This window comes from Vagococcus sp. CY53-2, from assembly GCF_022604695.1.
Classification (GTDB): Bacteria; Bacillota; Bacilli; order Lactobacillales; family Vagococcaceae; genus Vagococcus.
The window spans coordinates 44,715-71,274 of the sequence record NZ_JALAHP010000006.1 but is presented as its reverse complement, the minus strand read 5'-3'; the positions used below and the strand labels follow the sequence as shown (position 1 = coordinate 71,274).

19 protein-coding genes and 3 pseudogenes are annotated in these 26,560 nt (G+C 33.0%); 3 read left to right on the top strand and 19 right to left on the bottom strand.

Going from position 1 to position 26,560, the window contains the following annotated elements:
* From MN581_RS08745 to MN581_RS08735, 3 genes and pseudogenes are all read right to left on the bottom strand, one after another.
* Positions 1–1,255 (bottom strand): Ig-like domain-containing protein (locus tag MN581_RS08745; RefSeq protein ID WP_241699611.1); only part of this gene is annotated, 1,255 nt, incomplete at its 3' end.
* 443 nt (positions 1,256–1,698) lie between these two features.
* A pseudogene (locus MN581_RS08740) lies at positions 1,699–2,145 on the bottom strand (IS30 family transposase); the annotation flags it as partial.
* Between the two features lie 190 nt (positions 2,146–2,335).
* Positions 2,336–2,524 (bottom strand): annotated as a pseudogene (locus tag MN581_RS08735) (IS30 family transposase); the annotation flags it as partial.
* Here MN581_RS08735 and MN581_RS08730 point away from each other — a divergent pair.
* Positions 2,507–2,644, top strand: coding sequence for a transposase (locus MN581_RS08730; protein ID WP_158559463.1), 138 nt, complete (start codon positions 2,507–2,509; stop codon positions 2,642–2,644). The pseudogene MN581_RS08735 and the gene MN581_RS08730 overlap by 18 nt on opposite strands.
* A gap of 162 nt (positions 2,645–2,806) precedes the next feature.
* Here MN581_RS08730 and MN581_RS08725 read toward each other — a convergent pair whose 3' ends face one another.
* The 6 genes from MN581_RS08725 to MN581_RS08700 all read right to left on the bottom strand — a co-directional run bounded on the left by MN581_RS08725 (position 2,807) and on the right by MN581_RS08700 (position 10,452).
* Complete coding sequence (locus MN581_RS08725) at positions 2,807–6,511, bottom strand: Cna B-type domain-containing protein (RefSeq protein ID WP_241699610.1); 3,705 nt, start codon at positions 6,509–6,511, stop codon at positions 2,807–2,809.
* Between the two features lie 262 nt (positions 6,512–6,773).
* Positions 6,774–7,544, bottom strand: coding sequence for an IclR family transcriptional regulator (locus MN581_RS08720; protein WP_241699609.1), 771 nt, complete (start codon positions 7,542–7,544; stop codon positions 6,774–6,776).
* Between the two features lie 96 nt (positions 7,545–7,640).
* The gene (pepI, locus tag MN581_RS08715) at positions 7,641–8,513 is read right to left on the bottom strand and encodes a proline iminopeptidase (protein ID WP_241699608.1); all 873 of its coding nucleotides are present in this window, start codon (positions 8,511–8,513) and stop codon (positions 7,641–7,643) included.
* 93 nt (positions 8,514–8,606) lie between these two features.
* Positions 8,607–9,719: a VanZ family protein gene (locus MN581_RS08710; RefSeq protein WP_117973869.1), complete on the bottom strand. Its 1,113-nt coding sequence runs from the start codon at positions 9,717–9,719 to the stop codon at positions 8,607–8,609.
* A gap of 36 nt (positions 9,720–9,755) precedes the next feature.
* Positions 9,756–10,076: a PTS lactose/cellobiose transporter subunit IIA gene (locus MN581_RS08705; RefSeq protein ID WP_199500931.1), complete on the bottom strand. Its 321-nt coding sequence runs from the start codon at positions 10,074–10,076 to the stop codon at positions 9,756–9,758.
* Positions 10,077–10,227: 151 nt separating this feature from the next.
* Complete coding sequence (locus MN581_RS08700; RefSeq protein WP_241699607.1) at positions 10,228–10,452, bottom strand: hypothetical protein; 225 nt, start codon at positions 10,450–10,452, stop codon at positions 10,228–10,230.
* A gap of 107 nt (positions 10,453–10,559) precedes the next feature.
* On the opposite strand from MN581_RS08700, the pseudogene MN581_RS08695 reads away from it, so the two are divergent.
* Positions 10,560–10,997, top strand: a pseudogene (locus MN581_RS08695) (IS30 family transposase); the annotation flags it as partial.
* Here the strand turns inward: MN581_RS08695 and MN581_RS08690 are convergent.
* From MN581_RS08690 to MN581_RS08665, 6 genes are all read right to left on the bottom strand, one after another.
* A complete protein-coding gene (locus MN581_RS08690) occupies positions 10,982–11,188 on the bottom strand; it encodes a C1 family peptidase (protein WP_233519211.1) in 207 nt (68 codons plus the stop codon). The pseudogene MN581_RS08695 and the gene MN581_RS08690 sit on opposite strands and share 16 nt — an antisense overlap.
* A 299-nt stretch (positions 11,189–11,487) precedes the next feature.
* Positions 11,488–13,011: an amino acid permease gene (locus tag MN581_RS08685; RefSeq protein ID WP_241699606.1), complete on the bottom strand. Its 1,524-nt coding sequence runs from the start codon at positions 13,009–13,011 to the stop codon at positions 11,488–11,490.
* 22 nt (positions 13,012–13,033) lie between these two features.
* Positions 13,034–14,434 (bottom strand): C69 family dipeptidase, encoded by a 1,401-nt coding sequence (locus tag MN581_RS08680; RefSeq protein WP_241699605.1) that lies wholly within the window; start codon positions 14,432–14,434, stop codon positions 13,034–13,036.
* 77 nt (positions 14,435–14,511) lie between these two features.
* Positions 14,512–15,915, bottom strand: coding sequence for a C69 family dipeptidase (locus MN581_RS08675; RefSeq protein ID WP_117973880.1), 1,404 nt, complete (start codon positions 15,913–15,915; stop codon positions 14,512–14,514).
* Positions 15,916–15,944: 29 nt separating this feature from the next.
* The gene (locus MN581_RS08670) at positions 15,945–17,276 is read right to left on the bottom strand and encodes a C1 family peptidase (protein WP_117973882.1); all 1,332 of its coding nucleotides are present in this window, start codon (positions 17,274–17,276) and stop codon (positions 15,945–15,947) included.
* Positions 17,277–17,300: 24 nt separating this feature from the next.
* Positions 17,301–18,719 (bottom strand): APC family permease, encoded by a 1,419-nt coding sequence (locus MN581_RS08665; RefSeq protein WP_117973885.1) that lies wholly within the window; start codon positions 18,717–18,719, stop codon positions 17,301–17,303.
* 837 nt (positions 18,720–19,556) lie between these two features.
* Here MN581_RS08665 and MN581_RS08660 point away from each other — a divergent pair.
* A complete protein-coding gene (locus MN581_RS08660; RefSeq protein ID WP_117973887.1) occupies positions 19,557–21,128 on the top strand; it encodes an Nramp family divalent metal transporter in 1,572 nt (523 codons plus the stop codon).
* Between the two features lie 91 nt (positions 21,129–21,219).
* Here the strand turns inward: MN581_RS08660 and MN581_RS08655 are convergent, their stop codons facing one another.
* The 4 genes from MN581_RS08655 to MN581_RS08640 all read right to left on the bottom strand — a co-directional run bounded on the left by MN581_RS08655 (position 21,220) and on the right by MN581_RS08640 (position 26,556).
* Positions 21,220–22,083, bottom strand: coding sequence for an SDR family oxidoreductase (locus tag MN581_RS08655; RefSeq protein WP_241699604.1), 864 nt, complete (start codon positions 22,081–22,083; stop codon positions 21,220–21,222).
* A 156-nt stretch (positions 22,084–22,239) separates the two neighbouring features.
* Positions 22,240–24,747, bottom strand: coding sequence for a sigma 54-interacting transcriptional regulator (locus MN581_RS08650; RefSeq protein ID WP_241699603.1), 2,508 nt, complete (start codon positions 24,745–24,747; stop codon positions 22,240–22,242).
* Between the two features lie 178 nt (positions 24,748–24,925).
* A complete protein-coding gene (locus tag MN581_RS08645) occupies positions 24,926–25,750 on the bottom strand; it encodes a PTS system mannose/fructose/sorbose family transporter subunit IID (protein ID WP_079346344.1) in 825 nt (274 codons plus the stop codon).
* Entirely contained in the window at positions 25,747–26,556 is an 810-nt protein-coding gene (locus tag MN581_RS08640) for a PTS sugar transporter subunit IIC (RefSeq protein ID WP_241699602.1), read from the bottom strand. Before MN581_RS08640 ends, MN581_RS08645 begins: the two co-directional genes overlap by 4 nt.
* Positions 26,557–26,560 lie beyond the last annotated feature (4 nt).

Genomic DNA, 26,560 nt, shown 5'->3' with positions numbered 1-26,560 from the left:
TGCCATCGGTCGTTGGGATCACCGTTAATTCTTCCCCTTTTTCTAAAGGTCGATCGGTTTTAACAGTAAACGTACCATCTTCCGCTACGGTTCCTTTTCCAATCACCTTATTGTCTTTATCTTTGATTGTGAGCTCATCGCCACCAACCCCTTTGCCGGATACTACCTGCTCTCCTTCTGTTGGTTGGTTGACGGTTGGTTTATGGGCGTCTTTATCGAAAGGTTTTTCTCTCTCTACTGAAACTGCTTTAATTTTAGCGACACCTTCCGTAATTTGGCCCAGAACGTCTTTTCCAGTAGCATCAAAAGTACTCTTTCTATATTGTGACAATAAACTATCAACTTCTTTTAAAGCTTTTTCTTTTGCACCTTTTTTAGCATCTGTAACTGCATTTATTTCTGCCCTTTTAGATTTGGCCTCATCTTCAAATTGTTTAAACCCTGAATCTTGATTTGTAAAATCTTCGCTAGCTTGCTCTAATTTTGCTTCAATTGTTTTCTTATATAAACTATTTACATCAGACAAGCTATCAAAGTCAGTTACTTCACTTAAAGATTTCATATCGTCTATATAAGCTTTGTCTACAATAGATATAGACTTTTCAAAAGTTTTATTTTTTTCTTCTTCCGTAAAGTTACTTAGATCCATTATGCCTCTTCTATTGCTCTCAACATCCTGCTTAGAAAAAAGAAAAATAATATTTCTATTTGGATTAATGACTAGAGAAGTTCCATCGATAAAATGGATAACCGTATTACCGTCTACAAGAGCTCTTTCATTGTCAAATGCCTCACGACCTGAGAAATCAACTCTTAACATAACAGTAGGTTGCCCTAAAATATTAATTCCGCCTGTTATTTTTGCTTTAGGATTAGACTTAGTGCTATTTGTTCCATTATTTAATTGGAACTCGATATAATCTACATCAGTAGCTTTTTTACCATTAATTTCATAGAGTAGGTTTAAATAAGAATTACTACCATCTGTCTGTGCTGTAGATCCTGATTCAACTCTCAATATTGGTGGATAATATTGTTGTTTATAGTTTACTACAGTATCTGCATGAACAGTAATAGAAGATAATCCTGACAGAGTGTTTACATTACTAGAAATTGACTCTAAACCAATCATCGTCGTGATAATTGCTGCATAAACCCATACTTTTTTTACTTTCCTCCTTTTATATCTATGTATTTTATCTTGAGGTTTAGCATTTAAAAAGTTCACTATCTTCTTCTTTTGTTTATCATTCATAAATTAACACTCCCTATTTATATATTTTTTCACTGTGCTGATTAGTTTAATATTAATACAAAAAAGCAGCAGTTTTTTATCTATATTTGCTTTTTTATAACTTAAACAACACAATATGAAGCGCAATACATACTTTTTAACAATAAATAACCTTATAGCCATCATATTGTAGATATATATATATTTATGCCATTCGTTTTGTATAAATGATACAATTTAAGTTTTAAAAAGTAAAGAATAAAGACCTAATTTCAAAAAATGCACTTTTTTTATTATTTTACGTCTGATAAATATACAAAATTTGATTATACATTATATGGGTTTTACGGACTTCGTTTATTATAAGAAAATAGAGGTAAGTAGCGTACCCACGAAAGTTAAGCTGTATATTTTTGACATGGATAAAAAACTCACCTACCTTTATTTTTTTACATTTCCATTTGTCAAATTAATCTAGGCAAAATATCATTGTCTACATAACTTAAAAATACTACTTCCAATAGTGTTTTATAATTTAATGATTTTCTAGGAATATTATTTCTTTTAAATGCGATAGATTGGATAAAAAATTCTTCAACTTTGTTGAAATCCATTTGTTTAGGCAATCCATCTTTACGTAATAAGCCATTAGAGTGTTCATTTAAGCCTCGTTGTGAGGATATTCCTGGATTGGCAAAATAAATATCAATATCATTTCGATTGCTGATTGATTTCCAATTAGAAAATTCTTTACCACAATCGAATGTGATTGATTGAAATAGATGGCATGGTGGCTGTTTAAGCCAATTATTTAAACTATTTTCGATATCTATTTCTCGTATAATTATTGGTTTTAACGTAATAATCACTTTTGATAGTCTTTCAACGAGTGTGATAACATCGGTTTTATGGGCTTTCAAAAAAAGAGGTTGACTCAAAAGTAACTTTTTTATGAAAATTACTAAACTAAGGAAACAGAAATACCATGAAGTCATCGTTCTAACAAACTTATTTCATGGAATTTTTCTATTTTAAGACTTTTGGGTCCAGCCACTTTATTATTAAAGAGTTGATAGTCCTTATTACGTTGATAGATAGTTATTTAAAGGCTTGTTTGCCTCTTTTTTCTTTATAACCATTCGCTTTCCTTTTACCTTTCATAGGTAATGCAGTCAACTCAAACAGACCTTGCTTAAATAATCTATAAAGAGTACTGATAGAACATGAATTAGAAAACTCAGCACGACCAATAATGACATCTGGAGTCCATCCTTGAACAACCTTCTTTTGTTAGACGGTCTTAACAATAAAATTAAAGTAATTAAACGTGTGACCTATGGCTATCGAAACTTTCTACTATTCAAACGACCTATCTTTTTGATTCAAGATCAAGTTTTTCAGGTTAAATAAAAAAGCGAGAGAATTTCTTCCCTCACTTCAATTAATTCTATTTCATTTTTGAGATTTTTTTATCTACATTATTGTCCATTAACACGATTTAACATAGAGCCTATTTTCTTTGGTTGGAAATACAATTTAAGTATATCACAAACGTTTTTTTAGTTGTCTAGCTTAATTTTTAAATCGACGTTTTAAAAAATAAAGCAGTATAATTATCAAAATAGTTACTAATCCCATTATAGAGAATATATAATTATACGATTCACCAGTTTTTGGTAATATTTTACTAAGAAGGCTTTTATCTGAATGGTTTGTTGATGATCGTGTAATATTATGAGAATTAGTAATAATAATATTACCTTTGTTAGTATCATCTATGGTCATTGTATAACCATCTATTTTATCGATTTCTTTTACTGTATAAATAACATCAGTACCATTTTGCTTTAACGCTAAATCGTTCCATGTTGTTGTCCAATTGTTGGAATCATTTAATTCTACTGGTTTTCCTGACTTAATACCATTTGCGTACAATTGAACAGAAATTTTATTCGGTCTTAATCCATCTTGGTTATTGCCATCATTCCATGCCTTTGTTACAGATACGCTAGTTTTTCCAGGAGTATAAGTATTGATAATATCCGTACCAGAAATTTCAGTTGAATAATCAGGAATAGTATTTTCTGTAATAGAATACACAATTTCTTTACCATCATTGAATTTATCTAAATCGGTAAAATTATAACTCCAATTATCTTTCTTTGATACTTCTTTGGAATCAACGATTTTGCCATCCGCTAAGAGGTTAACGGTAATAGAGTCTGGGCGTTTTCCTTCTCTATTATTGTCATCGTTCCATATCTTCCTGCCGCTAATAGCTGTTTTTTCAGGTGAATAAGTATTAGTTATATTATAACCATCAATAGATGTTGTATATCCATTAACGGGTTCTTCAATAACTGTATAAGTAATCTTTTTCCCATCTTTATATACAGGTAATCCGGTAAAACGATACTCCCAATTAGTCGTTTCATCGACTATTTTTTTAGCTTCAGGTTCTTTTTCATTTCCATTGGCAATTAAATAAACAGTAATAGATTTAGGTCGCTTTCCATCATTATCGTTCGCATCATTCCATGTTTTGATACCTTTAATATCAGTCACTTCTGAAGTATAATGGTTAACTAAATTTGTTCCATTAATAGTAGTTTCATAATGAGGGATTGGTTCTTCTTGAATAGTATATTTTATTTCTTGTCCGTTTTTATATTTATCTAAATTATCAAATTCGTATGACCAAACACCAGACTTATCAGGTGTTACCTCTTGTTGCTTTATACGCTCACCATCTGCATAAAGATACACAATAATTGATTTAGGACGTTTCCCATCGTTATTGTTATCATCATCCCACGTTTTAGTTCCTGATATTTTTGTTTTATCTACAGCATGAGTATTTAATAAATTTATGTCATTTACTGTTAGATTGTATCCAGGTACAGGAATTTCCTTAATAGTATACTCTATTTCTTTCCCATTACTATTTTTAGGTAGATCTGTAAATGTGTATACCCAATTGGTTTCTTCTGTAACTATTTGACGATCAACTTCAACGCCATTTGCATATAAAATAGCTGTAATTTTATTTGGCCGAATGCCGTCTTGATTATCTTGGTCATGCCACAATTTTGATCCAGTAACTGTTGTTGTTTCTGGAGTATGTGTGTTTGTTATATTCACTCCATCAATCTTTGTTTCATATCCCTCTACTGGTATTTCCTGTACAGTATAGTTAATTTTTTTCCCTTGTGAATAGACAGGCAGATCATTAAATTCATATAACCAATTATCTGATGCCGTCACAATTTTTCGAGCTGTTTCAACGCCATTTGCGTATAAAATGATTGTAATTTTATCCGGTCGAATACCATCTTGATCATTGCCATCATTCCAAGTCTTTTCACCTTGAATCTTTGTTAATTCAACATCATGCTTATTTGTAATAATAATATTTCCATGATCAGCATCATCAACAGTTGTTGTATAACCTGGTATATTTTTAGAACCATTCACTTCTTCAACTGTATATTTAATTTTTTCTCCACTATCCATTAAAGGTAAATCCGGCCATGTTGTTGACCAGTTATTCTTTTCATCTAACAATACAACAGAACCTACCTCTACCTTACCTTTTTCAGTTTGTTTATAAAGTTGAACTTCAATACTACTTGGTCGAATGTTATCTTGATTATTATTGTCATCCCACATCTTAGCGACTGAAACGCTCGTTTTTCCTGGAGTATAAGAATTTGTAATCGTTGTGCCATTCACTTCAGTTGAATAGTCAGGAACGGTATCTTCTGCAATGCTATAAACTATTTTCTTTCCATTCGCATATACAGGTAAATTTGTAAATTCATAAGTCCAATGACCTTCTGAATTAGGTGTTACAATTTTTTCATCTATTTCCTCACCATCTGCTAATAAATTAACAGTCACTGAATTAGGGCGCTTATTATCTTGATTATTCTGATCATCCCAAACTTTTTCACCGGATATTTCAGTCACTTCTGGACTATAAGAATTCGTAATGGTAGTAGATAATTGATCTCTATCTGTTGTGATAGATGAACTATAAGGATCTATTTCTCCTAACTCTTTCACACTATACTCGATTTTTTTCCCATTCGTAATAGCATCTAATTCATTCCATGTATATTGCCAATTATTGTTAGTATTTAATGTTATGGGATCTCCTAATTTTTGATTATTAGCATATAACTGGACAGTTATCTCTTTTGGTCTTTTACCATCTTGATTATTCTGATCATCCCATTTTTTGTAGACAGAATAATGTGTTTGATCGACGATGTCAATTGATTTTTCAGTCGATAGTACTTTACTAAATTTATACCCACCCAATACTGGTTGTTTATTATTTCTATTGTCATAATGAGTAGTAAATGCTTTATCTGAAGTAACTGTTGCACTTGCTGATACTATAAGTTTTGATTGTGATTCTTGCAAAAGATTTTTAGGTACTTGTATATATATTTTATTATTTGATTGCGGTGTTATAGTAACGTCCTTAGTCACATCACGTTTTTGACTCTTATCTTCGATTGACACTGTATACTTGATATCTTTAACATCGAACGATTCAGTTGATCCTGACTTTACAATAGTAGTTGAAAAAATATATGTATCATCATCTTCACTTTCTTTAGATAATTCTGTTGCTTCATATTGAATATTATTAATAACATTTAACGAATCGGTATACGTTGGATTATAAAAATTTTTATTTTTATTTGCTTCGTTAATTAATGCAATAACCTCGGGATTATTTTTAATTACATTACGACTCATCGGAAATTCTGTAGGATTAGTAAAATGCCAAATTGCTAATTGTGTATAGACATACTTATTGTAAAAATTAGCCTTATTAAAGCTATCTATAGGACTTTTTCCACCACTTTTATTTGGTGTATTTTTATTCCATTTAAGGTTTTCAATATTATTATAAAAATTTGACGATAACCAATTAATTTCTGGTATTAATTGTTTACTAGGTTCTAACGTATTTAATTCTCCATCAGTTGGATTATATTTGCGTTCGTCTAAACAAAAGTACATATTATTTTCCTTATCTCCAATAATAGAAATATTAAAAACATCATTAGCACTGTTCAATTTAACAATATCTTCCTTAATTTGATATCCATAGACTAGGTAAACACGATCATCAATATGTTTATTTTGATTAGGTAATATCCCCGTGATTTCTGAATTCGATGATGCCCATACCAAATCAGTTTTAATAACTAGACAAATAGAAAAACAAATTAGCATCATAATAAAATATAGTTTTTTCAATTTTTTCTCCTTTAACATATTTATTTAAATTTTCATTTTAGTTTAAATTATACCCTAAAAAACACTTTGTAACAACATTTTTAAGATAGTGTCAATAACTTTATTACTAGGCAGTGATAGTGTTCTAAGTAACCCGAAAAACAAAAATCATTTATGATGAACTCAAATTGTCTTTCTAACAAAAGAAAACAAGGAGAGTGATCACAAATGATTTTTTTTAGTTATTTTGCTTAATTTTACAATCAACATAATTTGTTTACATTTAATTCAAATTTTTTTCAATAGTATTTTTTGCCTCTAACATGTTATCAATCACATAATTTCTAAATTCTTCATTTACTCTAAATTTCGGCATACTAACACTAAATGCTCCTTCAATCCGTCCTTGTTTAGTCATTATAGGCATAGCAATACAATAACAATCTTCTTCCATTTCCTCATCATCATAGGCAATATTCGTTTCTTTTATTTTCTGTAATTCTTTCTTCATCAAAAATTTATTAGTAATAGTATTTTCTGTATAAGCCTGTAGCGGAACTGTTTTAAAGTAGTGATCTAATTCTTCATCATTATATGCCGATAAAAATACTTTTCCCATTCCTGTCGAATAAAGAGGTTTTCTTGCTCCAACCTTAGATGACATATAAATCGACTTTTCCTTAGGTTCTAGTTTATCTATATAGATCAATTCATTATTATTAGACATCCCTAAATGAATTGTTTCATCTACTTTTAACTGAAGTTTTTCTAAACTGGACTCAGCTATGTTTTTTAACATCGAATTACTTGAATATACTTGACTATATTTTACTATGCTAGGACCTAAATAATATGTTTTACTTTTTTCATTTCGTGTTACATATCCAATAAGTATCAATGTATCCAATATTTTTAACGCGGTAGATGTTGTCAGCCCTGATAATTCTGCAACCTCTTTCAGTGTAATATCGCCTGTTGTTTCTGCTAAGCAATCTAATATTTTAGCCGCTTTAATCAATACTGTTCCATATGGTTTCAATTGATTGTCTTTCACGCTTTCACCTCATTATTTCTTAATAAGAAACAGAATGTTCTTATTAGGAAATTCTACCATAGATTAGTAAAAATAGGTAGTATCCTCTTAATCTACTCACTTTTCAAGCCAACTAGCTAGTAGGTTAATGTATTTATCTCGTTCTTCTACAAACGGCATATGTCGACTGTGTTGAAATAACTCCCAGGTTGCGTTTGGAATTTCATCATACATTGTTTTGGCAAGTACAGGGGTACACAAGTCATTCGCCCCACTAATAATTAAGGCAGGCACCTTAATCTGATGCAACTGAGCGGTATAATCAAATGTTTTTAATGTTCCCATAGGAAAGAATTCATTTGGTCCCCACGCATATAGATAAGCTTGCTCTCCTCTGGTTTTTTGACGTCTAAGAGGTTCCGGAGATGTTTTAGTTGCCATATCACCTGCATGTCGTTGCATAAATAGGTCATTTGCTTTTAAATACTCTGGTTTTGAGAAATCATTGTTTGCTTCAGCATATGCTATAGCCTCTTGCTTTTTTTCATCCATTAATTTGATTAAACGATGTTGCTCTTGTTTCCATAATTCCGCAGACGATAAGGTACTCGATAAAATAATACTGTCTACACCACTAGGTTCTTTGTCACACATATATTTAATAAGCAACATCCCTCCCCATGACTGCCCAAGGATATGTACTCTCTCTAGACTTAAATATTCTCTTAATGTAATCAACTCATTTAGCCATGTTTTAGCTGTCCATAGCTCTGGTTTATTAGGAATAGATGACAAACCACACCCTAATTGATCATACATGATTAGTTGCCGCCCATCCTCTGCCAGTTCATCCAATAATTCAAAATAATTGTGTGTCGACCCTGGTCCTCCATGTAACAACAATAAAGGGGGTTTTTCAGATGCTTCTCCGACAATTCGATAATATGTTTGATACTCTAAAAATGGCATGTATCCTTCTGTAACCTTCATTTTCTCTCCTACTTTCTCATGACTATTTATAAAGTATCATATCATTTACACACAATGAAACCTACCTCTTCATGTTAAAAGGTAGGTTCATATTTATTTTCTGATGAAAATTATTCTAGATAAGTGATTAAAAAATACAACATCTTTTTTATTAATCCAATCTCTTACAATAATAAATAAAAAACTCGCCCACACAAAATATACGATAAGTGAATACAATAGTTGGAATAGAATCATATAGATATTCTCTGAATAAAAATCATAAATACTTTGCCCCAAACGACTGACAAGTGACGGAGTAAAAATAAGAATAAAACGATAGATAAGCGACGTGATGGGTTTCTTTTCTGGCAAGCGTATTGTGAGTTTGATTATTTTCCCTCCTACAGTTGTCCCTTTCATCATAAAAGGCAGAACTACCATGAAAAGAAAACTTATCACTAATTTTATTGAATACATATCACTTTCTCGAAAAATAAACGTTGATAACAGCGAGCCAATCATTTGAGAAACAGCCAATGTTAGTAGGACTTCAACTAGTTGAGACCCATAGGATGCAATATGATCGGATGTGTAACTATCATCTTGTTTATGTAGTTGATCTCGACTCGGAACAAAGAATAATAATATTGGCGCAACAAAAAAGCCAATCATTCCTCCTAAAGTATTCATCATCAAATCATCCACATCAAATAAACGATATGGGTACTCATAGTATCCAAATAAAGCCGTTAACTGTGATACCTCAAAAAATAATGTCGTACTAAATATAATCGGTAATGCGACGCACCATTTGTTCGCTTTCTTAAAAAAGAAACGTAAATACACCCCTAAAGGCAATAGTAACATGATATTAAAAATAACTTGTAAAAACGTAAAAGACTTCACTAACTTGATATATGTCCTAGGATTGCCTGCTTCAAATCCTGGTATGGTTGTAAAATCCTTTAAAAAATTAAAAGGTTTTAACTGAGTATACACATGATGCTTAAATTCTATATCGTGTCGATTTTTAGGTAGTGGTAAGCTTACTAGAAAAAAAGCGGTCAAACAATAATAGATAAAACTAAAAAATACTAAGTTACGCCAAAAGTTAAAATAACCATATTTTCGGTATTGATAAATCGTCCACGGAGCAGTCCCAATAAATGATATTACAGCAAAACAAATAATTGCCGTTGATAAGGGGACAGCGTATGATGGCATAATATTCCCTTCTTTCTAAAATTATAAATTTTTCTTTTACCTTCCATTAATCACTTTATATAAATCAACCATTTCTTTGGCTAAATCAGTAAAGGATATACTCGTCATCAAATGGTCTTGACTATGTACAGTAAGAAGTGTTACCTCTATTGGATCTCCTTGAGCTTCTTTAGTTAGCATCTCCGTTTGAGATTGATGCGCCCTTATCAAAGATTCTTTCGCCTCATTTAAACTTACTTCTGCTGCTGAAAAATCGTTTGCCTTTGCTGCCTGAATTGCTTCCATCGCATGACTTTTAGCATCTCCACTATGCATAATGAGTCCCATAACCATTTGCATATTTTTCTCATCCATCACACATCACCCATCCTTATGTCTATAGTCATTCATCGCTCAAAAAAGGTATACATAACGCTGACCTAATTTTAGTTCACTTTCTTAGGATTTGTCAATAAAATAAAAGGTTCATAAATGGGCTTGCTTAACTTTTTAGACAGTCATTATACTGTTATTTTTTAGTTGTATCATTTGGTGTTGTAGATGAACTTGATCCGGTTGTTGTATCAAGACTTTCGTTGATTACTGCTGTGGTTTGAGTGATGACTTTACTTCCTAATTGTTTATTAAATTCATTCATGGTTTCATTTGAAATAAACGTCTGTTTAATTGGCATGCCCATTTGATATAAAATGTCTGTTGGAATATTGGATAATGCGTTTTTGGGGTTAGTCAAAGTCGTCAATTTCTCATGTAAATGGGGCCTTTATCTACCTAATCATAACGTTTAGAAGCTTGATAAATACCAAACGCAAGTAGTAATACAATCATGAGTTTCCTAATTCATGTTCTATCCATACTCATTCTAGATTCTTTAAGTAAGGCCTGTTTGACTTGATCGCATTTCCTATGAAAGTTAAAAGGAAAGCGAATGGTTATAAAGTAAAAAGAGGCAAACAAGCCTTTAAAAGAACTATCCATCAACGCCATAAGGATTATCGACTCTTTAATAATAAACTTGGCCATCCTCAAGGTGACACAATTGTTGGAAAAGACCATAAAAGTACTGTTGTCATACTCGTTGAAAGACGATCAAAAGTGATTATTACGTTAAAATCAATAGGTAGACGAGCAATAGATATCGAAAATAGTTTAAATAATTGGCTTAAACAGCCACCATGCCATCTATTTAAATCAATCACATTTGATTTTGGTAAAGAATTTTCTAATTGGAAATCAATTAGTAATTCGAATGATATTAATATTTATTTTGCTGATCCTGAAATGTCATAGAAAAATAGATAATTTTGTGATAATTCAAAGTTTTCAATGTTGTATTGTTTTTTTATTGGTAATCGGATCACATTCACACATGAAAATATCCAGCAGCGTCCACTATGACGTTGATTCGTTACTTGGTGAGTGTCCACCTCAATTGAAAAGTTAAAATTATTAACATCAATTGATTGGATATTTTCTGCTGCTTTAAACGAGCCACTAGTTGTCGCAGCTGTTTGGGCAACTTGATTTCCTCAGTTTGAATTGAAAGCTTTCTTCATTTCATTGAGTCGTTCACTAGTAAGTGGTCTAGACATATAAAACATTCCATTCCTAAATTTATCATTTTATTGATACACTTATATATCACTCCATTTGTATGTATATCTCTCGTTTTTTTGGGGAATCTCACACAACTTTTTATGGTGTGTTAACTAAATTTTTGTACAAAATAATAACTGCTTACCTAAAAAGATAAACAGTTATTTCGTTATTATTTATTTGTTGTTTGGGTACTATCTTTTGCCATCTCTTTTTGTACATCAGTTAACCAGCTAGCTTTTTTCTTGTTATAGATGATTAAAGGGATACTAAATAGAATACCGACAAAGATTAAAACAAAGATTAAGTTTTCAATCGTATTACTCATAAAGGTTAACGTTAAAGCAAACACGATAGTTACCATCAGTAAACCAGCAAAGAAGAATCCAAGACCATTTCCTTTTTTACCTACACGGAAAGGGTGTTCTGTATCAGGTGATTTTCTTCTCATCGCAATAAATCCTAAAGCCATTAATGTATAAGCTAGACAATAGATCATTGTGCCACTATTTGTGATAATAACGAATACTTTGTTAATTCCAGGGATGACAACGTATGCTCCTGACAAAATAGTAATCGCAATCGCTTGAACAAATAGTAAGGTATTTGATGAGTTAAATTTATTTGTTTTCCAGAATTTGAATTTTTCTGGGAAGTCTCCTTCTCTTGCACTTGCAGTGATTGTTTTTTGAGCACTGATAAACCATGTGGACATATTAGTCAACACACTCACAATAGAAAGTAAGCAGAAGATTTGGACAACAAAATATGGTAATCCTAAACGATCAGCAAACAATTGTAATGGCTGAGCACCATTGTTTAATTGAATTTTACCTGCTGGGATAACATTTGCTACTAAAAATGAGTTAACCAATGAGAACAACGCTAATAAAATAAGGGATGTAATAACACCTTTAGCATATTGTTGAGATGGTTTTTTCAGACGAGTAATAAACACAGAAGACATCTCTATTCCTAAGAAAATAAAGATAATCCCACTAAAGTACATTCCAGAACCACTTGTGAACGATTTAGGAACTAATTTTGACCATGAAAAGGTTCCTAATATACTATCTGGGTTTAAACCAATTTTTACAAAGGTAAACACACCAAGTATAAATAGCATCACAACAGGAATATACAAACCTAACCAAATACCAAATTTACCATTTACTTTTGCCATGTCGAATTTTAAATTCAACAGTGTCATACACCAAACTAATCCTAAAATAACCGCCAATGTAAACATCGAATTCTCGATTAAACTTTCTTTCTTCAGTAATAACGCAACCATTGGTGCAAACCCAGTTCCTACTACAACCATAGAAGGAAACATCGCTGCCCAAATGAGCCAAGAGGTCACAAATCCCCACTTAGGTCCCAGGGTGTTTTTAACCCACAACTCTGGACCACCTTGACCAGGAAATGTTGTCCCAAACTCTCCAGACATTAAAGCAATTGGTAAAGCAAATCCAATCACGGCAATACCCATGAATAAAAACATGTTCCATCCTGTTGCCGTCAATGTTGAATAATACGGACCTGCTACAAGAGAGAATGTTAACCCAATAAATGTTGCTAATGTTATTTTTGATAAAGCACCTTTTTTACTTGCAGTATTGTTTCCTTGTGCATTAGTTGCTACCGGTTTAACACTTGAAGCAGTGGATGCTTTACTACCACTTTTGTTTTCCATAATACGTTCTCCTCACTTATCTTTATACGTCTTTGGTTATGTCAAAGGTGAGTTTAGATAGGCCTAACCCTTTCTTAACCAATTCACCGATATGAGTCATGGTTAAATGATTCATTTCTTCTATATTTTGTTTGTTTTGTTTTGTTAAAAAGTCTGTTACATCTCCAGATTGCATGGCTTTGTACGCACGATCTGTTTCCAATACCATGTGATTTGCCAGTTGTCTAGCGGCACTTAGATAATCAAAGTTAACTGTTTTTAATACGTCATAATCACGCTCTACTAAAACAGCGAGTGTACGGTGCATCCAGTAAGCTTGAGTGATATCATAAGTCATACTTGTATTGTTGTATGATGGTGCTGTGTCGTTACTATTTGCGTAGAAAGGCACATACGGATTGAAGGCGGTTGGGCCACTATTAATCCAAGTAATCGCTGCAATCTCTTCTGGTACATCATTTCTGATTTCTAAAATATGCGACTGTGATGTACGATTCATTGAAATCGGTCTAAATAATTTTCTAGATGCATCATCTGACGCGTTAAATGGATCATAAATTGTTTCATCATAGTGTGAACTTAATACAGCCCCTACATCTTCATAACTCAATTTACGATTTGGTTTAAACACAAATAGCATGTCACTACTTCTTGGGTCTTCTACTTTATGCCCCAAATAATTTTGGCCGTACCATACACGTGGTGTGTTGTATTCTCTATCTTCTTTTGAACTTGTACCAAAAATATGACGGAAGTTAAATCCTTCATAATCTGGGTTCAAATGATAGGTTTCGACAAATTCTCGTAATCCTTCTGAATACATAAAGTTTTCTGGGTCATTGAAATCAACTTCTTCAATGATTGATTGATTGGCAATCACCGCACAACAGTCATCTGGTACGCGTTGTGCGATCCAATGATGGCCACATGGAATTTCCATATACCAAATCTCATCTTTATCACTAAAGATAACGCCGTTTCCTTCATGAGAACCATATTCTTCAATGAGTTTTCCTAAATAAGTCACTCCTTCTCTAGCAGAAGAAATATAAGGTAATACCACACTAACTAAAGAATCTTCACCAAGTCCATCTGTTAAAGGATCAATAGCCAAAACTTTTGTGTTGCTGAAAATACTTTCAGTTGCACTCATTGCCACATTTTTTGAGTTGATACCAGACTCACCAAAAATACCGTATTTTTTATATTGAATGTAAGGCACCATTTGGTATCTAAGTGACTTCTTAGGGTAGTTTTCTTTAAAATGTGTTAAGTATGATTTGTAAACACCTTCAGTCACATCATTTTCAGGAACCACAATAAACTTTACTGGTTCAATAACGATTTCTGCGTCACAGTTTCTAGCGATGAGCGTTGCTCCATTCATCGTTGCCTTTTTTCCTACTACAACAGTTGTACACATAAATATTCCCTCTTCCTTCATTTCCATAGTTTTAATGAGAAAAGGATAATCGCTGGGATTATCCTTTCAACGGCTTACTAAACGTCTTTAGTAATATCAAAAGTCAGTTTAGATAATCCCAAACCTCTTTGAACTAAATCACCAATATGTTTCATAGCTAAAGCATTCATTTTGTCAATATTTTTATTGTTTTGTTCTGTTAGGAATTCTTCAACGTTTGACACGTTTCCTTCTTTAAAAGCCTTGTCTGTTTCCAACACAAGATGTTTGGCTAGCGTTTTTGCAGATGTTAAGTAGTCAAAGTTCACTGAAGATAATTTATTGTAATCACGTTCTACCAACACAGCTAATGTGCGATACATCCAGTATGCTTGGTTAATATCATAGCTATCTGTTGTATCACGGTAGCTTTTTGGTGTATCTAAACTATTAGCGAAGAATGGTACATATGGGTTAAAGGCTGTCGGAGCACTATTTAACCAAATGATTGCAGCGATTTCTTCAGGTACGTTGTTTCTGATTTCTAAAATATGAGATTCAGCCGTACGGTTCATAGAGATTGGTCTAAATACATTGCGATCGACATCACTCTCAGAATTAAATGGATCATAGATTGTTTCATCAAAGTGTGAACTTAGTACAGCAGCCACATCATTAACTGTCAGTAAACGATTTGGTTTAAAGACAAACGGCATATCGCTACTTCTAGGATCTTCTACTTTATGACCTAAATAGTTTTGACCATACCACACACGGGCAGTATTATATTGTCTGTCTTCTTTTGTACTTGTTCCAAAAATATGGCGGAAATTAAATCCTTCATAATCTGGGTTTAATTGATACTCATCAACAAATTCACGAATTCCTTCAGAATACATAAAGTTTTCTGGGTCGTTAAAATTAATTTCTTCAATGATTGATTGGTTGGCAATCACAGCGCAGCAATCATCTGGCACGCGCTGAGCAACCCAATGATGACCACATGGGATTTCCATATACCACACTTCATCTTTATCACTAAAAATGATACCATTTCCTTCATGAGAACCATGTTCTTTAATCAGTTGACCTAAATAAGTCACACCATCTCTTGCTGATTCAATATATGGTAAGACCATATTAAGTAATGAATCTTCACCTAAACCAGCTGGAGTTAATGGGTCAATGGCTAAAACATCTGTATTTGAGAAAATACTTTCTGTTGAGCTCATGGCCACATTTTTTGAGTTAATTCCAGCTTCACCAAAAATCCCTAACTTACTTTCATCTAAAAATGGCACCATTGTATATTTCAATGATTTATTAGGATATTTTTCAGTAAACTTCGTCATATTACTTTTATAGATACCACTCACATGAGCATCTTCAGCAACGGTAATAAAACGAACGGGTTGGATAGGTTCTTCAGAGTCACAGTTTCTAGCAATCAATGTTGATCCTGTTCTAGAGGCTTTTTTTCCCACAACAACGGTTGTACACATACTATTTCCTTCTTTCTATTAATAAACGCTTAGGCAATTGGATTCATAGGATTCCAAAATGGTAATTCGACAGGTTCTGTTACTAAGGCTTGTTTTAAATCTTCTGTTAGATAGTCTTTTTTCACAACGACTTCAAAGACAAATTCCTCCATCCATTTGTCATCCATCACGCAGTAACCTTGGTCACCGATTTTTTCTCCCCAACTATTTTCTACTTTCCATTTAGTTGGCATATCATCCACAAGGTTTACACCACCAATTACCATAGCATGTGTTGGTAAGCTTTCTTTGTAGTTAAAACGATCGCCTTTTGTCATTGAAAAATCCATGTTGAATAATTCTTCAAATTTATATAAATCATGAGACATGATCCCTTTTTGACGATCAAAATGTTTTAACACATCACAACCAAACCAAACTGGTTCACCAGCTTTTAGTTGTTTAATTGTGGCTTGTTTTAGCTCATCCATTTCAATGTTTAAATAACGGTTTGGTGTGCCACCTACCATGTTTCCTGATAAAGCCACTTCGTAAACTTTACCAAAAGGCATGTTTTCAGCTGGAACGTTGATTAATCCAACATAGTCCGTTACATCAATATCAATGTAGTCAGTGTAAAGTTGTTGAGGTGTTAACCCATGGTAAGAAGTGTATTTTTTGTCTTTATCTCTGAATGTAAAGTCAATTGTTTTTGGTGGTGTCCCTAAAGCAATTGATAATAGTCGGTAAACTTCAGATAAACTTTTTTCAATGTAATCATTGATGGTGGATTCTGTCGCATTATCTTTGACAAGTTGTCTTAACTCAACAGCGTCACGTCGTAATTTGCGATTTAACATCGTATTTAATTCAGCTGATGTAACACTACAGCTAGAGTCGTTCATTTCATAAATTGGTACGACACCATATTTTTCTACTAATGAGATGATTAAGTTCCAATCGCCACCATCTTGTTGCGGTGAGTTGATTAAAAATTGAACGTCGCGACTAGAAATAGGTTCATTCGCTGTATTAAGAATATTTTGATAGAAGTAATTCGCTTTTTCTAATTTGTCATAGAAGAATAAGTAGTTTTGTGATAATTCAAAGTTTTCAATGTTGTATTGTTTTTCTAATTGGAAACGAATGACATTTAAACAAGCAAACATCCAACAGCGGCCACTTTGATTTTGATTAGTCACTTTATGTGAGTCAATATCAATCGAAAAGTTAAAATTCGCATCATCAATTGCACGAATATTTTCAGATGCTTTAAAAATACCGTTTGTTGTAGCTGCTGTTTGGGCGATTTCATTTGCTCTGTCACCTGTAAAAAGTTCTTGCATATGATTAATTTGATCAAAAGTTAATTCGTTTGTCATAATAAAACACTCCATTCAGTTAATTTATTTTGTTGATGCATGAGTTGGTGCACTTTGAGTAGTGGTTGCTACTTTGTCAGCCAATTTAGTTGTTGCTTGAGCGACTTTACCTTTTGGTGCTTGTGGTGCAGATGGTGAGTCTGGTTTATTTTTGATACTTGTGTAATACATGATCAACCCAACGACAAATACACCGATGATTAGTAATAAAACATCTAATCTAAAATTAGTTAATAAATACATTGAGATAACCAACGCAATAATTGGAATGGTATCTCCTCCCTTTAAAGAGAACCCATTATTTGGAAATTGTTTTGTATGTTTAAATTTAATCACGGCTAAAATTGATGGAACATATTGGATAAATGATGCTAACACAATGGCCGCTACTAAGAAAATATAACTAAATGATACTAAGAAAATACTGATAATCATCGTAATAATGACCGCAATATAAGGTGCATCATTTTTATTTCTTTTACCAAAAGCTGAAGGTAAAAGGTTATGTTCTGTTGATAAAGATGCAGCTAAAACTGGTGTGTTAAATGATACGGCAAAAGCCACGCCAAAAATGGAAATAATCATACCAATGACAATCAGTACATATGCCCAATGACCAATAGAAGCGTTTAGTGCTTGAGCAATAGGAATATCAAATTTTGCAATATTTGGTCCTAAGATACCAATCGCTATTGCTTGTACTAACACATAAATAATAGTCACACTAGACATAACGGCGATTAATGCTTTTGGAATATTTTTTTCTGGGTTGTTCATTTGTCCAGCTGCTACTGGGATAAATGAAAATCCAGTGAACATGTAAAATACGACACTAAAGGCTTGACCAAAGTGACCAAAGAAGCTACCTGTTGTTTTAACACTTTCAGGAACAATAGGGGTAAAATGTGCTGTTTTAATAAAGAACACACCGACAACAAGGAAAAATACCAAAGTAGCAATTTTAATAATTGAAGACACGCTGTTGATTTTTTTAACAATACTTGTACCAAAAAGATTGATAATACTTAATAGAACTATCATACCAATTGGAAAAGCATATTTTGCAATTGGATTATCTAACACGGGATACATGCTTTTTAATGTTCGATGTAAGGCAACAGATTCTGCTGTAAATGTCAGACATCCTAAAAACCACGAAAATAAGCCAATTTGAAACCCAGTAAATTTACCAAATGCGTTATACGAATAAAGCCATGCTGCTCCTGATCCAGAAAATCGACTTGATAAATCCGCATAACATAATGCAACCATACTCACTGTTAATGCTGCAGTAAGAAGAACCAGAATACTCATTACCCCAATATTTTTATAAATTTGTTGCGGTAATAAGAACGCTCCTGACCCGACAATTGCATTGATACCTAAAAAATAAATTGATGTAAACGTCAACTTTTTATTAGGCGTTGCTGTTTTCGCACTCATGACATATCATCTCTCCTCTTCATCCATTTCTCATGAATTCGTTTTTAATATTGCTTGTGAGTAAATCATAACTCTTTTTTTTTTTTAAAACAATCTTTGATACATTAACAACAAAATAATCATATTAAATATTATTTTTAGATAAATTCAATACCTTTATGAATTAAAAGTAAATTATTTATGGATTATCTTTTATTTATTTGTAATCAGTTAGTGAATGTTACGTTCTAAATAAGAATAGAATGCTTATTTTTTTTGCCTTACTCATTCTTTATTCATCATTTCATCATATATATTTTTTTCGTCAAAAAAATAACTAACTTATTTCAATGTTTTGTATAAAAAGGCTTTTTATATACTAATCTCAGTATCATTAGATAATTAATTCATCATAACTTTATAAACTACTCATTTTATTGCAAATAAATAGAAAAAAATGAGGCTGGCCCAAAAGTAATTTATTAAGTAAAAATCACCAAACTAATAAAACAGAAATCCCATGAAATCAATATTTTAATAAATTGATTTCACGGGATTTTTTCTATTTTAAGACTTCTGGGTCAGCCTCATACCTATAATTTTATCACTTCATTAGTTTTAGCCAATGAGGTTGTATCTATGCGATACCATCATAATTAGTCGATTATATCGTTCTTTCTTTATAGATTATAAAATAACCGAAATAGGGTGTTGATTATAATTAAAAAATATTCTCACCTTTAATGAACTGTCTTATGTCCTACTATTTCTCAGATGTCAATCTTTCAATAAACTTTACTTTCACATTTGCAGGTTTAAGTGTATGATATGTACAGAAAAAACTAAAGGAGGGGTAAAATGAGTGAACCTCATAATAATCATGAACCTCACAAACTAATGGCCCATACAAATGGACGCTCTTTAGAAGAAATAAATGGATCAGTTGAGGTGCCTGTAGGAAAAGGATTTTGGCGAACATTACTCGCCTATTCAGGACCTGGAGCGTTAGTTGCTGTTGGGTATATGGATCCAGGTAATTGGTCAACATCCATTACAGGTGGACAAAATTTTCAGTATCTATTGATGTCTGTCATTTTGATGTCTAGTTTAGTTGCTATGCTCTTGCAATACATGGCTGCTAAGTTAGGGATTGTCACCCAAATGGATTTAGCCCAAGCGATTCGTGCTAGAACAAGTAAAAGACTGGGAATTGTCTTATGGATTTTAACTGAGTTAGCTATTATGGCCACTGATATTGCTGAAGTTATTGGAGCCGCAATTGCCTTGTATTTACTGTTTGGTATTCCACTGCTCTATGCCGTACTTATTACTGTATTTGATGTTTTGCTATTATTGCTTTTAACAAAAATAGGGTTTAGAAAAATTGAAGCGTTAGTTGTCTGCCTAATTTTTGTCATTCTTTTTGTTTTTATTTATCAAATTGCCTTATCAAACCCATCATGGGGAGCTGTTTTTGAAGGCTTAATTCCTACTAAGGACACCTTTGCTGACTCACCAAGAATCGGAGGACAAACACCTTTAACTGGTGCACTAGGAATTATTGGGGCAACGGTTATGCCACATAATTTATATCTGCATTCAGCGGTATCTCAAACAAGAAAAATTGACCATTCTGATGAAAATCATGTCGCTGAAGCCGTTCGTTTTTCGACTTGGGATTCAAATATTCAATTGACTATGGCATTTTTTGTCAATGCCTTACTGTTAATTATGGGGGTTGCGGTATTCAAATCAGGAACGGTTAAAGACCCGTCATTCTTTGGTTTATATGAAGCGTTGTCAGACCCTAATACTTTAAGTAACGGACTTCTTGTCTCTGTTGCCAAATCTGGTGTCTTATCCACTCTTTTTGCTGTCGCACTTTTAGCATCAGGACAAAACTCTACAATTACAGGAACGTTGACTGGACAAGTCATCATGGAAGGATTTATTCATATGAAGCTTCCAACTTGGTTAAGACGTCTAGTGACACGTTTAATTTCAGTCATTCCCGTTATTATCTGTGTCATGATGACAAGCAAAAAAGGGACATTAGAAGAACACGAAGCACTTAATAATTTAATGAATAATTCTCAAGTCTTTTTAGCATTTGCTTTGCCTTTTTCAATGATTCCATTACTCATGATGACTAACAGTGAAGCTGAAATGGGACATCGCTTTAAAAATAATTGGCTCGTCAAATTTTTTGGTTGGATTTCAGTTATTGCATTAACCTATCTAAATTTAACTGGACTGCCAGGACAAATGGAAGCTTTCTTTGGAGATGAACCATCAGCTAATGAATTAACCTTAGCTCATGGTATTGCTTATACACTTATTATTGGTGTCTTACTGCTTCTTGCATGGACCATATGGGATTTATATAAAGGAAATAAACGAATTATCGAACAATCCCAAAAAAAGATTTAATAAATACCAATTAATTTAAAAGAGATCTCTTCCAAGTCATAAATAAAAACCCCTCAGAATGTATTTTCCACACATTCTGAGGGGTACTTTTTTAACCATTTAATACTGCTCCACCATTAACATGTAAACATTGACCACTCATGTAACTACTATCTTGGTTTGAAGCTAAAAAGACAAAACTAGGTGCTACCTCATAAGCTTCACCACAACGTTTCATCGGTGTATCTAACCCAAATTTTTCATGAGTCATGCCCTTCATTGTAGCGGGGATAAGTGGTGTCCAAATTGGACCTGGCGCTACGCAATTTACACGGATTTTTTTCTTAATAAACTCTTCACGCACTGATAATGAACGAGTATATCCTACAACAGCACTTTTAGTTGTTGAATAAGTCAATAAATAAGGATGTCCACGATAAGCATTGACAGACGCGTTATTTATAATAGCTGCTCCTTCATTGAAATATGGGAAAAGGTATTTTGTAAAATACATAAAACTATAAATATTTGTCGCAAATTCACGTTGAACTTCGGCTTCCGTAATATCAACGATACTATCACGTTCATGCTGTTCAGCAACATTATTAACTAGTATATCAATTGATTTAAACTTATCGATAAAGTAATCAACGGCTTCTTTTACAACATGTTCATGCCCAACGTCTCCCTTGTAAAGATAAACAGTTGCACCTAATTCTTCTGCACGTTGTTTTACTTGTAACGCATCAGCATCATTTTCATGATAGACAATTCCAATATCTGCCCCTTCATGTGCATACGCTATAACAACAGCTGCTCCGATTCCACTATCTCCACCTGTGACAATCGCTTTTTTTCCTTTTAACTTATTCGCTGACAAGTAATTAGGATTTTCAATCAACACTTCTGTTGACACGAATTCATTACTGTCTTTTTGATGATAATCTTCTTTAGGTGTTCTTAATTTATGTTCCAATGATATCTCTCCTTTTCTAAACTAACGTTAGTAAAAAATACACTCATTGTTTTAATATAACTACAATTTGAATACTATCATAAAAAAAGTATTTTTGTTAAATGATAAACATCAAAAAAAAACAAATAATATATAAATATTACACTTAAAAACTGATTAACTGGCAATAATTTCGTGTAAGACATATAATTCCCAATCAGAAATACTAATGCGATAAAAATCTTCAATAGAGGATAGTAAGTCTTTTATATTCCCATAAAAATAGTTATCATTTATTTTTAACTGCGATAAATCTGTTGGCACAGGATAATCAACTGACCCTAAAATCGTACGTTCAATCATCAATGCTAAATGCATCGTCAAATTAAATTTAATTTTGACGTTAAATTTAATACCAAAACGTCGCTCACATTTTTCGATAATTAGCTCTACTTGTTTAATAATGATTTCCGGATTTAAGAAATTTAATTTTTCAGATAGACCTTCTTTTGAGAAGAAATAAATACATTTATTCGTCAAATCGGTCATGTATTTTTCGTGAATGGTATTACGAAACGTATATTTCATGGCTTGATGTTCAGTATCTTCATCTAAAATATCCAATAAATTAACGGAAGACACAGCTGTTTTATTATCTAGATAAGACGTTGTAATAATGAGTTCTGTTGTATCAAGATAACCTTTATCTGAGTTTTCACGATCTAAAATATCGAGTAATTCATTAAAATGCATCACAATGATTTTTATTTCTGGATTAATAAACGGTTCGAATAATTTCTTCAGTTTTTTGGCAATATCATAACCCAAAATACTTGAAATAATAACATTGCGGTCATTTGAAAATCCCTCAAAATACTGAATATCTGTGATAAATTTTTGTTTAATATTTTTTGTGATGTCATAAAAGGTATGATGATTCAGTAGTTGTTGACCAATTTCCAGTGCAAATGACGTCGTAAGATTATTAACAACCAATAATTCTCCCATAATCTCTGGTTTTAAACTCTTATAAAAATGAACCAATGAGCCCATATCTACCAACATAATGACCCCTTCAGAAGTATCTCGCTCAGAAAGCCACGACTTCACTTCTAATACAATGTCTTTAATGGAGGCATCAAGTGGCATGTTAATTGCGTCAAACACATAATTGCCACATAATTGATTGGACACCGCTTGTATACTACTTGCTGTCGTATCACCATGAGCAACAAGTAAGGCATGATAAGCAATTTCTTCTTTTATAGACCCTATTAAAAATAAACTCAACAAAAAACGTGCTTCTTTTTTATATTCAACGGGTAGTTTAGACGTAATTTTTTTAGCAAAAAGTGCCGTACGTGGATAGTCCATACTAATCATTTGTTTTATTGGTTGATGATCAAACTTGATACAATCTTTTAGTAATAGGTATGTAGTTAGTTTTTCAAGATAAGGTGTCACACTATCTACTTTACCCATTATTTGTTTAGTATTAGCAAGTATTTTTTCTCTAATTTGTTTTAAAACATAGGTTTCTCCACCAAAATCATCTTTGAATAGCGGAAAACCCAGTAGCGTTTCTCGTAACTCTAATACATCACTCGTGGAATGTAGTAGCACATTTAGTTTTTCTACCCTCTCTGTTGACACATCCACTAGTTGATTAAGTGGTTCATCATAAATCACTTTCACCACATCATCATGATTATCCCCTATGTAAAGTACGTCTTGATCCTCTTGATAATGAAGTGCATCAGCACAATATAACTTGACCTTATTGGCTAATTGTCCAATATTCCCTGACATTTTTTCATGTAAAAAGTGATCAAAAATCAAACGATCAATCATCATGTCCTTTTTCAACAATTTGGCTTCTTTTAAAAATAAAACGCTTAAAATCGTCTCTCGCTCTTGTAATGGCCGTAGATGATAATCTGCTAACTCCAATACAGCTGAAATACGACGTAAGAAAGTTGGTAATAATACCTCTTTAGGATCTTCTGTTGTCGCAAAAATCAAGCGAACGTTAGCTGTTTCTATTTTATCTTCCTCCCCAATTAAGCGAAACTGACCTGAATCCATAAACTGAAATAATTTTTCTTGATTTTCATATGACAAACGATGGACTTCATCTAAAAATAAAATACCGTTGTCTGCTTTACTAAGTAACCCTTTTTTATCTTTGTCAGCACCTGTATAAGCCCCTTTTTTATGACCAAATAAGGTGGAAGACAACAATTCAGGATTATTCGCGTAATCCGCACAGTTAAATACCACGATATTATCTGAGCAATTCGCCTGTTGTTGATTAAGGTAATCAAAAATCAAGTGTGCTAAATAAGTTTTCCCTACCCCACTATTTCCATGAATTAAAACAGGTAGCCCTTTTGGTGGATAAGACATCGCAGCTTTACAGATTTTTATCATAGATTTGGCACTACCTTTACTGCCAATAAATTGTTCGAACACATCTTGTGACGTATGGTACTCGTGACTAGTTAGTCGCCAAACGATTGGATATGTTTCACTTTTAATAACCTCTTTATCTTTGGCCAACTCATTTAAATATAAACTCGTGACTGAGCGACTTAACCCAATTTTTTTAGCTAATTCAGTTGTCGTAATCCCACCTTGTTCTTCTCCTATACCTTGAAGCAAATGTCTTCTAGTCGACTCCTTCATTCTACCAATCCTCCTACATACTAAAAAACGCATGGCACGTATTGCCCATGCGTTTCACTCTTACATACCGATAACATAACGACACACAACTACTTTGCTTGTTAAATTTTAGCATAGTTTACCTGATTAATGTGTCATGATTTATTACCAAAACCCTATGTATTGTGTAATAAATTGATTAACAAATACCAAGTAACCCTAAAATAATTCCAAGAATCATAATGCCAAACATCACAACATTGATATTTACTTTTTTACGTAATAACCAGAACGTAATCAATGTCACAGTTAATGGCACAATCCCTACAAATAGTTGATCTAAGTAATCTTGAATTTTAATTGGATCAGAACCACTGACTGTTACTTCTAAAATCGTTTTGAATTTTACAGTTGAAGCAGTCATACTTCCCATCATCAGTAACCCAACCATACTAGATGCTTTAGTTAGTATTTTCATACCGCCACTTTCATATAGTTTTTGAATGAAGTTGGCCCCAACAGAATAACCTGTATAAAGAGCATAATAATGAATAATAAAAGCCGGAATATTGTAAAGGGCTAAGAAAACGATGGCTCCCATAACTGATCCAGTACTGGCAATTGAAATCCCAATACTTGCAGCAATGACACGTAAAATACCCCAAAAGAATGAATCTCCGATACCTGATAAAGGTCCCATCAATGATGCTTTAACAGCAGTGATTGAGCTTGCATCAAAATTCTCATCTTCACTATTTTGTTTTTCCATTGAAGTCACAAGACCCATAATAAAGTTATTAATATGCATGGTAGCATTAAACCACGTTGTATGACGGACAATCGCGTCTGCTCGTTCTTCCTCTGTTTTGTAGTAACGATTGATGACTGGAAGTAAAGTATAGATAACGCCTAACGCATGGTATTGTGTCGCTCCTGTACGACTGGCATTCATTGTCCATGAACGCCAAAAGACTGAGCGCATCATTTTTTTATCTTCAACTGACATATCTTGTTTTAGTTTCATGCGAAAAAGTCCTCCTCTTCTTCTTCTTTACTCATTTCACCACTGGCAACTTTTCCTTGTGTAGTTGGTAAATTCATCATTTGTACATCACGTTGAACCATCATCACACAAATGACAATTCCAACAGCCGCCACCGCAACAGCTGGTAATTTCAAGTAAGCTGTTAAAATAAACCCTAATAAGTAAAAGACAGATAATTTATTGTCCCAAAGCAATTTCATCAACATCGCAAACCCAACAGCTGGTAATAAGCCGCCTGCCGCACTCAAACCATTCATCACATTTTGAGGAATGTTGTTTACCATAACGGCAACAGGTTCACTTCCAAGTAGGACCCCAACAAATGAAATCGCGGCAATAATAAAGTAATAGAAAATCCATGTCCCATAATGTAGTGCCACAATTTTTCGTTGATTATTTTCACGTGCAACACGATCCAGCATTGGGGCAAAAATATTCATCAAAACATTTTTCAAGAACATCACCACAAACGCTGCTAACATCCCAATTGGAATGGCTAGTGTAATTGCCGCTTTTTGTTCAACGTTTGCAATAATCGCGAATGTTGTCGCAAGGGTTGTTGCTGTCACTGGTTCGGCAGAAATCACGCCACCAATATTCACATTTCCCATAAACACGGCTTCAAGTGCTGCTCCCATCAAAACACCTGTTTTTAAATCTCCCATCAATAGCCCTGTTACCAGTCCAACAACTAACGGACGTTCCAACATACTTTGACCTGTTAAATAGTTACCAGCAAAACAGATAAACACACTAAGTCCTGCCATAAGTGCATGCATTAACATTTTT

Coding starts and splice junctions, on each gene's coding strand:
- pepI (WP_241699608.1), bottom strand. CDS start 8,513: ATGAAGGTTACAGAAGGATACATGCCATTTTTAGAGTATCAAACATAT.
- MN581_RS08710 (WP_117973869.1), bottom strand. CDS start 9,719: ATGCCATCATACGCTGTCCCCTTATCAACGGCAATTATTTGTTTTGCT.
- MN581_RS08685 (WP_241699606.1), bottom strand. CDS start 13,011: ATGGAAAACAAAAGTGGTAGTAAAGCATCCACTGCTTCAAGTGTTAAA.
- MN581_RS08680 (WP_241699605.1), bottom strand. CDS start 14,434: ATGTGTACAACTGTTGTAGTAGGAAAAAAGGCAACGATGAATGGAGCA.
- MN581_RS08675 (WP_117973880.1), bottom strand. CDS start 15,915: ATGTGTACAACCGTTGTTGTGGGAAAAAAAGCCTCTAGAACAGGATCA.
- MN581_RS08670 (WP_117973882.1), bottom strand. CDS start 17,276: ATGACAAACGAATTAACTTTTGATCAAATTAATCATATGCAAGAACTT.
- MN581_RS08665 (WP_117973885.1), bottom strand. CDS start 18,719: ATGAGTGCGAAAACAGCAACGCCTAATAAAAAGTTGACGTTTACATCA.
- MN581_RS08660 (WP_117973887.1), top strand. CDS start 19,557: ATGAGTGAACCTCATAATAATCATGAACCTCACAAACTAATGGCCCAT.
- MN581_RS08650 (WP_241699603.1), bottom strand. CDS start 24,747: ATGAAGGAGTCGACTAGAAGACATTTGCTTCAAGGTATAGGAGAAGAA.
- MN581_RS08645 (WP_079346344.1), bottom strand. CDS start 25,750: ATGAAACTAAAACAAGATATGTCAGTTGAAGATAAAAAAATGATGCGC.
- MN581_RS08640 (WP_241699602.1), bottom strand. CDS start 26,556: ATGTTAATGCATGCACTTATGGCAGGACTTAGTGTGTTTATCTGTTTT.